Consider the following 12,480-nt stretch of genomic DNA (forward strand, 5'->3'; position numbering starts at 1 on the left):
ACCTGCGCCGGAACCGCGCGTTTGTGTAAACGCGCGGTAAACGGATGCGCTCATTTTGTCCCGTACATGCGGTCGCCGGCGTCGCCAAGGCCAGGCATGATGTAGCCCTTGTCGTTCAGCTGGCGGTCGATCGAGGCGGTGAAGATCGGCACATCCGGATGCGCCTTGGTGAAGCGCTCGATGCCTTCCGGGGCGGCGAGCAGGCACAGGAACCGGATGTTGGTGGCGCCGCGTCCCTTCAGCTTGTCGATCGCGGCGATCGCCGAATTTGCGGTCGCCAGCATCGGATCGACGACGATCACCAGGCGGTCGGCAAGATCGCTCGGCGCCTTGAAGAAATATTCGACCGCTTCCAGGGTCTCATGGTCGCGGTAGAGGCCGATATGGGCGACGCGCGCGGCCGGCACCAGATCGAGCAGGCCTTCGAGCAGGCCGTTGCCGGCGCGCAGCACCGAGGCGAAGACCAGCTTCTTGCCTTCCAGCGTCGGCGCCTCCATCTCCTCGATCGGCGTCTCGATCATAGTGGTCGTCAGTTCGAGGTTGCGGGTCACCTCATAGCCGAGCAGCAGCGAGATCTCGCGCAGCAGCCGCCGGAAGCCGGCCGTCGAGGTCTCCTTCTTGCGCATGATGGTCAGCTTGTGCTGGACAAGGGGGTGGTCGACGACGGTGACGCCCTGCATCGTGATCTCCTGAAATTCCGGCTACTGGAAGCGACCCTACCGACAATGCGCCGGCCAAGGAACCGCCCGGCGGCTATCCACCACAGCTTTTGCCTTAAATCCAGAAGAAGAACGAATCCAGCAGAGAGTCAGCGGCCGCCGCCATTGACGCGCGCGAGTAGGGCGGCCTTGGTCTTCCTGTCGACGAAGGCCGCCTCGATGGCCGTCCTCGTGACGGCGGTAAGCGCCTTGTCATCCATGCGGAAATGCTCGGCTGCGATATCGTATTCGCGCTTCAGCGAGGTCCAGAAATAGGGCGGATCGTCGGAGTTGAGCGTCACCTTGCAGCCCGCCGCGCGCAGCGCCGGAAAAGGATGGTCGGCGAAGCTGTCGAACACTTTCAGCGCGATGTTGGAGCCCGGGCAGCATTCCAGCACCACGCCTTCGGCGGCGATGCGGCGGACGAGGTCCGGGTTCTCGATGGCGCGCACGCCATGGCCGATGCGTGAGGGACGGATGTGGTCGAGGGCCGCCTTGACGCTCTCCCAACCCATCAGCTCGCCGGCATGGATGGTGATGCCGAGGCCCGCCTCGCGCGCGATCTCGAAGGCGCGCACATAATCCTCGAAGTCGCCAATGCGCTCGTCGCCGGCGACGCCAAAACCGGTCACCAGCGGATGGCCGCAGCGCGCCGCGAAGCGTGCGGCCTGTTCGATCGCCTCGACCCCGACATGGCGCACGCCGGTGACGATCATGCGGCCTTCGATCCCTGTCTTGGCCTTGGCGCGGGCTATGCCTTCGCCCAGCGCATCCGTATAGGCTTTTGGCGAGAGGCCAGCCTTCTTCGCATGGTCCGGCGAGGTGAAGACCTCTGAATAGATGGCGCCGTCGCGGGCGAGGCTGGTCAGATAATAGTCCGCGAGGCGCGCATAATCGTCTTCCGTACGAAACAGGTCGGAAGCGAAATCATAAGCAGCGAGAAACGAGGTGAAATCGTGCCAGACGAAGGAGCCGTTCTGGATATAGGGCGAAGGGTCCTTGCCATATTTGCGGGCCTGGCTGACGACAAGCTCCGGTGCCGCCGCCCCTTCGATGTGGCAGTGCAACTCGGCCTTCAAAATCATGCGGTCATTCCGCCCGGCATGCTGTTCTCGCACGGAATCTGGTCGGAAAATCATGCGGGACCTTTCTCGACCGGGTTTTGCAAGCGCGGCCGAAAACCGCGCCTTGGACAATAGCGTCGGCACCATCGATCGGCTATGGTCCCGCCGGTTTTATGACGGATCAAAATAATGTCAGTTGAGAGAACCACGGCCGCGGGCGGCATGGAAACCTCCTATGGTTTCAGGAAGGTCGGGGCAGGCGAGAAGCAGCCCCTGGTCAACGACGTCTTCCACAAGGTGGCCAATCGATACGACCTGATGAACGATCTGATGTCGGCCGGGTTGCATCGCTTGTGGAAGGACGCGATGGTTGCCTGGCTGAACCCGCCGAAGCGGCCGGGCTGGAAGGTGCTCGATGTCGCCGGCGGTACCGGGGATATCGCCTTCCGCATCGTCGAGGCCAGCCAGCGCCAGGCCCACGCCACGGTGCTCGATATCAACGGTTCCATGCTTTCCGTCGGCCGCGACCGCGCCGAGAAGCTGGGCCTTGCGGCAAACACCGACTTCGTCGAGGCCAACGCCGAAGAGCTTCCTTTCGGGGACGACAGCTTCGATGCCTATACGATCGCATTCGGCATCCGTAACGTGCCGCGCATCGAGGTGGCGCTTGCCGAAGCCTATCGCGTGCTGAAGCGCGGCGGGCGGTTTCTGTGCCTTGAATTCTCGGAGGTCGAGATGCCGCTGCTCGACAAGGCCTATGAGGCCTGGTCGTTCAACGCGATCCCCAGGATCGGCAAGGTGGTGACCGGCGACGGCGAGCCCTATTCCTACCTCGTCGAATCCATCCGCAAGTTCCCCAACCAGCAGAATTTCGCGGCGATGATCGCGCGCGCCGGCTTCGATCGCGTCACCTTCCGCAACTATTCAGGCGGCATCGCCGCCCTTCATTCCGGCTGGAAGCTTTGAGGCCGGACCTTTGAAGCAGGCCCCCTTGAAACAGGCCCTCTTGAATCGGGTTGGCCAATGAGCAGCGTGGGCGCCGCCTTCAGGCTCGCCAGGGCCGGCTGGGTGCTGGTCCGCGAGGGCGTCGTCGCGGCGTTGCCGGGCGAAGAACTCTCCGGCATGCCGAAATTCGGCTGGAGCGTGGCGCGGCTCTTCACCCGCCGGCGGGCGCTGAGCTATCAGCGCGGCGACAGGCTGGCGCGCGCGGTGGTGCGGCTGGGGCCTTCCTATGTCAAGCTTGGCCAGTTCCTGGCGACGCGGCCCGATGTCGTCGGCAACGACATGGCGCTCGACCTCGCGCTGTTGCAGGACAAGATGCACACCTTTCCGAAGGCGGAGGCGGTCCACGCGATCGAGGCCTCGCTCGGACGCAGGATCGACGACCTCTATTCGAGCTTCGGCGAGCCGGTGGCGGCGGCCTCGATCGCGCAGGTGCACAGCGCCGAGGTCGTGCGCGAGGGTACTGCTTCGCGCGTGGCGGTGAAGGTCATCCGGCCAGGCGTGCGGCACCGCTTCTTCCAGGACCTCGAAAGCTACTTTCTCGCCGCCCACCTGCAGGAGAAATACATTCCATCGTCGCGTCGGCTGCGCCCGATCGAGGTGACGCAGACGCTGGCGCAGACCACCAGAATCGAGATGGATCTGAGGCTCGAGGCGGCCGCGCTTTCGGAACTCGGCGAGAACACCAAGGACGATCCGGGATTCCGCGTGCCCGCGGTCGACTGGGAACGGACCGGTCGCGACGTGCTCACCATGGAGTGGATCGACGGCGTCAAGATGAACGACATCGCCGGCCTCGCCGCCGCCGGGCACGACCTCAAGGCGATCGCTGCCAACCTCATCCAGTCGTTCCTCAGGCACACGCTGCGTGACGGCTTCTTCCATGCCGACATGCATCCGGGAAACCTGTTCGTCGAGGCAAACGGCACCATTGTCGCCGTCGATCTCGGCATTGCGGGGCGGCTCGGCAAGAAGGAGCGGCGCTTCCTGGCGGAAATCCTCTACGGCTTCATCGTGCGTGACTATCAGCGCGTCGCCGAAGTGCATTTCGAGGCGGGTTACGTGCCGCGCCAGCACAATGTCTCGGCCTTCGCGCAGGCGATCCGTGCCATCGGCGAGCCGATCCACGGCCAGTCGGCCGACACCATTTCGATGGCCAAGCTCCTGACCTTGCTGTTCGAGGTCACCGAGCTGTTCGACATGGCGACGCGGCCGGAGCTGATCCTGCTGCAGAAGACCATGGTGGTGGTGGAAGGTGTCGCGCGCACGCTCGATCCGGCCTTCAACATGTGGAAGACCTCGGAGCCGGTGGTGGGCGACTGGATCGCCGGCAATCTCGGCCCGCGCGGGCTGCTCACCGACGCGCGCGACGGCGCCAAGGCGCTGCTGGCACTGGCGCGCCAGGCGCCGGACCTTGCGGCCCGCACCGACCGGCTGTCGCGCGAGATCGACCTGATGGCCGAGAACGGCCTGCGCTTCGACGAGGCGACGGCGCGTGCTATCGGCAAGGCCGAAGCACGTCACACCCGCTCCGGCCGCGTGGCGCTGTGGGTGATCGCGCTGACGCTGATCTATGTCGCGTGGAAGTTGCTCTGACGCCGGTCGGCTTGCCGTCGTTTGATTGCATTGCTATCATTGCAAGCGCGTTTCTGAAAGCGAGTGCAATCACATGGCCAGCATCACGATCCGCAATCTCGATGACGAGGTCAAGGATCTGCTTCGGCAGCTCGCCGCCGAAAACGGCTGCTCGATGGAAGAGCAGGCGCGGGCGATGATCCGCGCCGCGGTCGAGGGCCGGGCGGGGCAGGCCGACCGCATCGGCCAGATCGAGGAGAAGCTGCGCGCGCTGACAGGCTCACACGAGCAGGCGGTGCAGGCTGTCGCCACGTCCGGTAAGCCGGTCCCGCGCGGCTCACTCTCCGGCAAGCGCATCCTGCTGATCATCGGCGGCGGCATCGCCGCCTACAAATCGCTCGACCTGATCCGGCGGCTGCGCGAGCGCGGCGCTTCCGTGCGGGTGGTCATGACATCGGCCGCGCAGGAATTCGTAACCACTTTGTCGGTCGGCGCGCTTTCGGCCGACCACGTCTTCACCGAGCTGTTCGACCGCAAGGACGAGCACGATGTCGGCCATATCAGGCTGTCGCGCGAGGCCGACCTGCTGGTGGTGGCGCCGGCGACCGCCGACCTCATGGCGAAGCTTGCCAACGGCCATGCCAACGACCTTGCCTCGACGTTGCTTCTCGCCACCGACAAGAAGGTGGTGATGGCGCCGGCGATGAACCCGAAGATGTGGGCGCATCCAGCGACGCGGCGCAACCGGACAACCCTGCTGAAGGACGGCATTGTCTTCGTCGGTCCAGGCAAGGGCGAGATGGCGGAAAGCAACGAAGCGGGCGAGGGCCGCATGGCCGAACCGTTAGAGATCGTCGCCGCGATCGAGGCGATACTCGACGAGAGGCCGAAGCCGCTTGCCGGCCGCAGGATCATCGTCACCTCCGGACCGACGCATGAGCCGATCGACCCGGTGCGCTACATCGCCAACCGCTCGTCCGGCAAGCAGGGCCATGCCATCGCGGCCGCGTTGGCGAAGCTCGGCGCCGATGTGCGGCTGGTTTCCGGTCCGGTGAACATCCCCGATCCCACCGGCGTCGCGACCACGCATGTCGAAACGGCCGCCCAGATGAAGCAAGCGGTCGAGAGCCTGCTGCCGGCGGATGCCGCCATATTCGTCGCCGCGGTCGCCGACTGGCGCACGGCCAGTGCCGCCGGCGAGAAGATCAAGAAGGTGGCGGGCGAGGGACCGCCGTCGCTCAAGATGGTCGAGAACCCGGATATCCTTGCCGGCATCGGCCATCACAGCCAGCGGCCGGGCCTCGTCGTCGGCTTCGCCGCCGAGACGCAGGATTTGATCGCCAATGCCGAAGCCAAGCTCAAGAAAAAGGGCGCCGACTTCATCGTCGCCAACGACGTCTCGCATGAAAGCGGCATCGGGCCGTCCGGTGTGATGGGCGGCGACCGCAACAAGGTGCGCATCGTCTCCAGGACCGGCGTCGAGGAATGGCCGGAGATGGGCAAGGAGGAGGTTGCGGCGCGGCTCGCCGCGCTGATTGCCGAGCGGCTGCAAACCGTCGTCGTTTAGAACGGGGCTCAACCTTCCTCGAAGAGTTCAATGCAGTTGCCGGAAGGGTCCTGGATGACAAGTTGCGAGCCGCCGGGGCCAGTCCTCAGGGGCACGCGTATCTTGCAGCCGGCGGCCTCGATCGCCGGCAAACGGGATTTCAAATCCTCGGTGATCAGGACTATCCGGTTCCAGCCTCCGGCCGAAGGCGTCTCGCCCTCGGCGGTCGGTTGCGCGGCCGACGAGCGGGGACCGGCGAGCCACAATGTCAACGAGCCGTGCCTGACGATGGCCATCGCGGGTCCATATTGCGCTATGAGCTCGAACTCCAGGACATCCTTGTAGAAGGCAATCGCTTCCTGAACATCATGGACGAAGTACCGTACGGCGGACATCGGCTATCCTTGCTGCGGGGGTTTTCCACACAGTAGCCAATCCGCGGGCGAGCGGCAGCATCTAGTTATTAAAAAGCGACATCGATCCAGCTCGCCTGGATGCCGACGCCATCCCCAATAGCCTCATCGGCGGCGATACCTTGACGGTTCGTGTTCACGGTGGCTTCGATCGACTGGGCAATGATCTTCAGACCGAGGTCCAAGTCCTCTTCGGAAATCGTCAGCGGCGGGGCGATGCGGAAGACGCCGCCCATGCCGGGAAGCTTCACGATGTTCATGCTGAGGCCGCCCCGGAACGCCTCAGCCGCGATCGCGGCGCCAAGCTGGTGGTCGGGAACCCTGCCGTCCTTGACGATCTCGACACCGAGCAGCAGGCCGCGGCCGCGCACGTCGCCGACACAGTCGTAGCGCTGCTTCAGCCGCGAGAGGCCGTCGAACAGTCGCGCGCCGAGATGCCGGGCGCGCTCGACCAGCTTTTCTTCTGCCACCACGTCGAGCACGGCGAGGCCGACTGCCGCCGGCAACGGGTCGGAGACGTGGGTGGTGTAGAAGAGGAAGCCTTTCACATGCGCTTCCTCCTCGATCTCGGCCGTCGTCATGACGGCCGACAGTGGCAGGCCGGCGCCGATCGTCTTGGAAAGCGTAAGGATATCCGGGGTGACGCCGTCCCGCTGGAAGGCGAACATATGTCCGGTGCGGCCGATGCCGGTCTGCGCCTCGTCGAGGATCAAAAGCATGCCGCGCTCGCGGCACTTCTTTTGCAGCGCCGCCAGATAGCCCTGCGGCAGCTCCAATATGCCGCCGCTCGACAGGATCGGTTCGGCGACGAAGGCCGCCAGGTTGCCCGTCGACTGGCTGTCGACCAGATCGAAAGCATCGTCGAGCTCGGTCTGCCAATCCAGTGAGCCGTCGGCATTCCTGAAACGCGGCCGAAAACTGTTCGGCGCCGGGATCGCGAGCGAGCCGACCGCTGCCGGTCCATAGCCCTTGCGGCCGGCGCTGTAGGTCGCCGATGCGGCGACACCGGTCATGCCGTGCCAGCTCTTCGAAAAGGCGACGATCTCATGCTTGCCGGTGACCAGCTTGGCCATGCGGATCGCGGCTTCGTTCGATTCTGCACCGGTCGACAGGAGCAGCACCCGGTCGAGCCCCGGCGCCAGCGCCGCCAGCCGCTCGGCGAGTTCGACCACCGGACGGGACAGCATGCCGCTGAACAGGTGCGCCACCTGCCCGACCTGGCGGCTCACCGTGGAGACGATGCGGGGATGGGAATGGCCGAGCAGCGCGCTCATCTGGCCGGAGGTGAAATCGAGGATCGGCCGGTCATCGGCGTCGTAGACGAACGATCCCGCCGCGCGCTCGATGATCGCCGGCTCGAAACTCCCACCATACCGGATGAGATGCTTTTGCGCCGCATTCCAAAAACCATGATCCTGGTTCTTCGACATCCTTCCAGCTCCACCGCATCGATTGGCAACAAATAGCGGTTGGCGTGTGTGCAGTAAAATTGATAGTGGTCAAATCCGGATATCAATGGATTTGATATGCAGGCTCCGCTCGATCTCAAGCTCTTGTCGACATTCGTGCGTGCGGCGCATTCCGGCACGCTGAGCGCAGTGGCGGTGCAGGTCGGGCGCACGCAATCGGCCGTGACCATGCAGATCCAGCGGCTGGAGGAAGCGCTTGGCCAAAGCCTTTTTCATCGCAGCGGCAGCGGCGTGCGGCTTACCGGCAGCGGCGAACGATTTCTGGCCTATGCCGAGCGTATCCTCAAAATCCACGACGAGGCGATCTCGGCCTTTTCCGACAAGGGGCTGCACGGCTCGATCATCTTCGGCAGCCCCGAGGATTATCTGAGCGCGTTCTTTCCGGCGCTCTTGAAGAGTTTCGGCACGGTGTATCCCGATGTCGAGATCAAGGTGGTCTCGGCGCCGACGGTCGAACTGCGCACGCTCATCAATGCGCGTCAGGTCGATCTGGCGCTCGTTTCCACGCCCAATCCAAGCGATGCGCCGGATGTGGTGCGCAGGGAGTCCCTGGTCTGGGTCGGCAGCCGGCCAACCCTGGAACTCTACGATTTCGGCGACACCGTTCCGCTCGCCCTGGCCGCGTCGAACGCCATCGATCACAAGGGCGCCTGCGAGGCCATGACCCGCGCCGGGCTGCGCTACAAGATAGCCTATGCCTCCAACAGCCTTGCCGGGCTGATCGCCGTTGCGCGCTCAGGCCTGGCGATCAGCGTGATGGCCGAGGGGGCGGTGCCGCCCGATCTTCATGTTCTCGGCGCTCCGCTTCCTCCGCTGCCCGGGCTCGGCATTGTGATCGTTTTCGCCGATGCGGAACGATCGCCCGCGGCCACGGCCTTTGCCGATCACATCCGCAACGTTCTGCCGTCGCTTTGAGGGTCTGCTGCCTTGCGGCTTCTGGATCAGCTCGCGGCCTGGACCGTCAGCCCGCGGCCATTTCCGGCCGGGTTGCCGTCAAAGACATCCTGAGCGCCGCCAGGCACCCGACGATCCCGAGCGGCACGAAAGCCAGGAACAGCCAGCCGGCGACAGTCGCGGCCGCCTCGCGGCTCAGCCCGTCGGAGAAGCCGCTGGCGTTGGCGATGATGCCGGCGACGGCCGCGCCGACCGCATAGCCGATGCGCTGCATCGTGGGCACTGCGGCGGAGGCGATGGTCTGTTCGCCCTCGCCCGCCGATGCGACGATGACGCGGGTCAGGAACGGCAAGGCGACGCCGAAGCCGCCGCCCTGCAAAAGGGCGCAGAGCAGGATCAGCGAGATCGAGCCAGCAGGGATCGTATAGGCGAAACCGGCGATGCCGCAGGCGATCATCAGCGCCCCGACGACGATGATCGACCGCTCGCGATGCAGTGGCGCGTTGGCGACGAGGATCGACAGGATCGACCATGAGATCGATTCGGCGGCGATGATATAGCCGGTGGTGAGAAGCGGGATCTGATGCAGCGTGGTGAGAAGAAGCGGCCCGTAGATGCCGAAGGAGCAGGTCGCCACCGAGAACGCCGCGACCATGGTCATGCCGTTGCCGACCGGCGAGCGCCACGAAAACAGATTTGACGGGAAGAGCCGCGAGCGGGGTCTGAGCCCATCGACCCGGACGAACAGCGCCAGGCCGATCAGGCCGAGGCAAAGGAGCAGTGTGGAGCGAAGCAGCGCGATATCGACGCCAGCGGTTGCGATCAGCACGACGGCGACGGCAAGGCAGCCGAGCGCGCCATAGGGGAAGGGCGGTGCCGCATCGCCCGAGGCCTGCGGCCGTGACGCGCCTGCGGTGTTGAGGACGGTGAGGCTGGCAAGCGCGACGGCGATGCCGCCCAGGGTGAAGATGCCGACCGCCCAGCGCCAGGACAGAAGCCCGACCATGATCGCCCCGATCATCGGACCGCTGAAGGCGGCGATGCCCCAGATCGCCGACATCACGCCGAAGAGCTGCGGCCAGATGTTGCGTGGAAACAGCCGCTCGACGGAGATGAACGCCAGCGACACCAGCGCGCCGCCACCGAGGCCCTCGATCAATCGTCCGGCGAGGAACTGGGTCATCGAGGGCGCTACGGCGCTTACCAGCGCCCCGGCGGCGTAAAGCAGGGCGGCCACCGTCATGTTGCTGCGCAGGCTGACATAGGTGACCAGCCGTCCGGCCGCGGCGCCCGCGGTGATGGCGCCAAGCTCGTAGATCGCCAGCGACCAGCCGACCAGTTGCACACCGTCCAGTTCGCCGACCATCGCCGGCATCACCGTCGCCACCATCGTCTCGTTGGTGGCGTAAAGCAGAATGCCGAGATTGATGAAGCAGAAGCGCGCCAGGTCGCCGCTCATCCACAGCGCCAGCCAGTCGACCTTGTTTTCCGATTCCCTATTCAAGACGCTCTCCCGATTTCATGTCGGGCATGTCTGTAGAACCTCAAGCGGACTTGAGCTCAAGCGGATTTTTTATGCCGTGATGGCGGCCAGTCAGTTCGCCGTGCTGCGCAGCTGGAACTGGCTGACGCCGATGGCGATGTTGAGGCCGGTCTGGGTCTGGATGCTGAGCGGCTGGAGGGTGAAGGCGTTGCCGGTGCCGCCGACCAGGAGATTGGCGCCGGCGCCGACCGCGGCGGTCACTTCGGCGCTGGCGCCGACATAGTCGCCGGCCAACGCGCCCGGAGCGTAGATGTTGTTCATGGGCGTCAGCACCAGCCAGCGCATCACGCTCTGGCTGGTGGTGCCGATGTCGAGGCCGTATTTGTTGACGGCGCCGAAATATGCTTCCGGCGCGAAGGTCTTGTCAGCCGGCGTGAAGGTGCAGCTCAGATCCTTGCTGGAGCCGAAGACGAAGCCGGTGCCGCCGCCGATGGCGCAATCCAGCACGCCGAGCTCGACGCCGCCGGTTTCCGCCCGAGCCTGTCCGGCCAGTGCAACAATCACGATCGCGGCTGCGGCGATGATCCTCGACATATGTCCCCCTCTTCTTTTTGACGCAATTCCGGACGGAAAACCGTGTCACACTTTTCCTGGAATTGCGCAAAAGCATGCGGCCCGGAACGGCTACAATGTCCTGTTCCGGGCCGCGCGTATAGGCGGATTTCGTTGGCGGCTGAGCGCCTATTTGTAGGAGTGGACCAGATCCAGCGATGCCACCGCGACGGCCAGGTTGACGCCGGTCTGCGCCTGGACGCTGAGCGGCTCGAGCATGAAGGCGCCGTCGAGGCCGCCGACCAGGAGATTGGCGCCGCCGCCGGTCACGACGGAGGCCTCGGCGTTGACGCCGTAATAGCTGCCGGCGAGGTCGCCCGCCTCATGATGGCGCGTGGCGCCGAGCACTGCCCAGACGAGCTGACCCTGATGCGTCTGGCCGATGTCGACGCCGAGCTTGGAGATCATGCCGGTGTACTGCTCGGCCGGACCGTGATGATAGGGACGGAAGGTGCAGGAGACGCCCTTGTTGGACGTGATGACATAGCCGACGCCGCCATCGATGGTGCAGTCGAGCGTGCCGAGCCGGAGCGTGCCGGCGCTGACCGGGGAAGCGAGGACCGTGGCGGCAAGCGCGGCAGCGGCACAGGCAAGGGATTTGATCATTGGAAAGGTCCTTTCGCGAAAATTTTGCCCCGGCTTAAACGAGCGAGGTGCGCCGAGCGTTCCGCCGAAAACTTGGCGCGAACATGGCAAAGATTAACGCACTGCCCTGAGCAGTTAACGGTTCGCTATCGGCGTCGCCGCGGCGCAACACCGCGGTCACCGGCGGCGACCCAGGCGATCGGGGACGACGCCCAAGCGTCGTGTAATAGACCTCTGTGGGCGTCAGCTTCCGATCAGCTGGCGTTGCCGCCCGTGCGCGACAGACCGTCCTTGGCCGGCTGGTAGTTCGGGTCGAGGTGGATCGCCTCGCGGTAGGACTTGGCGGCCCTGACCTTGTCGCCACGGCGCTCGTAGATCAGCGCCTGGTTGGCCCAGGCCTCGGCATTCTTGCCGTCGAGCTTGATGGCCATGTTGAAGTCGGAGAAGGCGTTGTCCTCGTCGCCTGTCGCCAGATAGGAGAGGCCACGACCGTTGTAGGGCTCGGCGGCGTCCGGCGCCAGCGAGATGGCGGTCGAGAAGTCCTCGATGGCGAATTTGTGCTGGCCCTGGCTCTGATAGATCAGGCCGCGATTGTGGTAGGCGCGCGCATCGGTCGTGTCGAGCTGGATCGCCTTCTGGAAGTCGTTGAAGGCATCCTGGGTGCGGCCCACCTTACGGTAGAGATTACCGCGGCCGATATAGGCGGCATCGTAATTGGCGTTGATCTGGATCGAGCGGTTGTAGTCGGCCAGAGCCGCTTCCTGGTTGCCGAGGAAACGCTGGATCAGCGCGCGGTTCGAATAGGCCTGGTAGAAGTTCGGATTGAGCTGGATGGCCTGGTTGAAGTCCTTCAGCGCCGCCTGGTACTGGCCGCCGCGGCCATAGGCCGAGCCGCGCACATTATAGCCCTCGGGATCCTGCGGATTGCGCTGGATGACCGCCGAGAGCGAGGAGATGTTCTCGCTCGAGCCCTGCGCCTTGTCGATCGAGTTGAACTCACCCGTCGGGGCCGTCTGGCATGCTGCAAGCATCAGACCCGAAAGCAGGGCCGCCGTCAGGGCGAAGCCGCGAAAAGCGGTTCCACGCTCCACGGTAATAGCGTTCATCTTTGTCCTCACTGCCGCAGCGCCGTCAGTCCG

At 64.9% G+C, this 12,480-nt stretch carries 12 protein-coding genes; 4 read left to right on the top strand and 8 right to left on the bottom strand.

Annotation, left to right across the window (positions count from 1 at the left end; translation table 11 throughout):
- Positions 1 to 50: 50 nt before the first annotated feature.
- Complete coding sequence (upp, locus tag EN862_RS01855) at positions 51 to 680, bottom strand: uracil phosphoribosyltransferase (RefSeq protein ID WP_027165262.1); 630 nt, start codon at positions 678 to 680, stop codon at positions 51 to 53.
- Positions 681 to 808: 128 nt separating this feature from the next.
- A complete protein-coding gene (locus EN862_RS01860; protein ID WP_127864189.1) occupies positions 809 to 1,783 on the bottom strand; it encodes an adenosine deaminase in 975 nt (324 codons plus the stop codon).
- Between the two features lie 168 nt (positions 1,784 to 1,951).
- Between EN862_RS01860 and ubiE the strand changes: the two genes are divergently transcribed.
- The 3 genes from ubiE to coaBC all read left to right on the top strand — a co-directional run bounded on the left by ubiE (position 1,952) and on the right by coaBC (position 5,906).
- Positions 1,952 to 2,728, top strand: a complete 777-nt coding sequence (gene ubiE, locus EN862_RS01865) for a bifunctional demethylmenaquinone methyltransferase/2-methoxy-6-polyprenyl-1,4-benzoquinol methylase UbiE (protein ID WP_127864190.1) — start codon at positions 1,952 to 1,954, stop codon at positions 2,726 to 2,728.
- A gap of 57 nt (positions 2,729 to 2,785) precedes the next feature.
- Complete coding sequence (gene ubiB / locus EN862_RS01870; RefSeq protein WP_127864191.1) at positions 2,786 to 4,360, top strand: 2-polyprenylphenol 6-hydroxylase; 1,575 nt, start codon at positions 2,786 to 2,788, stop codon at positions 4,358 to 4,360.
- Between the two features lie 73 nt (positions 4,361 to 4,433).
- Positions 4,434 to 5,906: a bifunctional phosphopantothenoylcysteine decarboxylase/phosphopantothenate--cysteine ligase CoaBC gene (coaBC, locus tag EN862_RS01875; RefSeq protein ID WP_210235647.1), complete on the top strand. Its 1,473-nt coding sequence runs from the start codon at positions 4,434 to 4,436 to the stop codon at positions 5,904 to 5,906.
- Between the two features lie 8 nt (positions 5,907 to 5,914).
- On the opposite strand, the gene EN862_RS01880 is transcribed toward coaBC, so the two are convergent.
- Positions 5,915 to 6,280, bottom strand: a complete 366-nt coding sequence (locus tag EN862_RS01880) for a VOC family protein (RefSeq protein ID WP_127864192.1) — start codon at positions 6,278 to 6,280, stop codon at positions 5,915 to 5,917.
- Positions 6,281 to 6,348: 68 nt separating this feature from the next.
- Positions 6,349 to 7,728 carry an aspartate aminotransferase family protein gene (locus tag EN862_RS01885; protein ID WP_127864193.1) on the bottom strand — a complete coding sequence of 460 codons (1,380 nt, stop codon included), beginning with the start codon at positions 7,726 to 7,728 and terminating at the stop codon, positions 6,349 to 6,351.
- Between the two features lie 96 nt (positions 7,729 to 7,824).
- On the opposite strand from EN862_RS01885, the gene EN862_RS01890 reads away from it, so the two are divergent.
- Complete coding sequence (locus EN862_RS01890) at positions 7,825 to 8,682, top strand: LysR family transcriptional regulator (protein WP_127864194.1); 858 nt, start codon at positions 7,825 to 7,827, stop codon at positions 8,680 to 8,682.
- 46 nt (positions 8,683 to 8,728) lie between these two features.
- Here EN862_RS01890 and EN862_RS01895 read toward each other — a convergent pair whose 3' ends face one another.
- The 4 genes from EN862_RS01895 to EN862_RS01910 all read right to left on the bottom strand — a co-directional run bounded on the left by EN862_RS01895 (position 8,729) and on the right by EN862_RS01910 (position 12,447).
- Entirely contained in the window at positions 8,729 to 10,120 is a 1,392-nt protein-coding gene (locus EN862_RS01895) for an MFS transporter (RefSeq protein WP_127864813.1), read from the bottom strand.
- Between the two features lie 135 nt (positions 10,121 to 10,255).
- Complete coding sequence (locus EN862_RS01900; RefSeq protein WP_127864195.1) at positions 10,256 to 10,738, bottom strand: DUF992 domain-containing protein; 483 nt, start codon at positions 10,736 to 10,738, stop codon at positions 10,256 to 10,258.
- Positions 10,739 to 10,885: 147 nt separating this feature from the next.
- Positions 10,886 to 11,362: a DUF992 domain-containing protein gene (locus EN862_RS01905; RefSeq protein ID WP_095817041.1), complete on the bottom strand. Its 477-nt coding sequence runs from the start codon at positions 11,360 to 11,362 to the stop codon at positions 10,886 to 10,888.
- Positions 11,363 to 11,595: 233 nt separating this feature from the next.
- A complete protein-coding gene (locus tag EN862_RS01910; protein WP_127864196.1) occupies positions 11,596 to 12,447 on the bottom strand; it encodes a tetratricopeptide repeat protein in 852 nt (283 codons plus the stop codon).
- Positions 12,448 to 12,480 lie beyond the last annotated feature (33 nt).

The sequence above is a fragment of the Mesorhizobium sp. M2E.F.Ca.ET.219.01.1.1 genome, from assembly GCF_004016445.2.
Classification (GTDB): domain Bacteria; phylum Pseudomonadota; class Alphaproteobacteria; order Rhizobiales; family Rhizobiaceae; genus Mesorhizobium.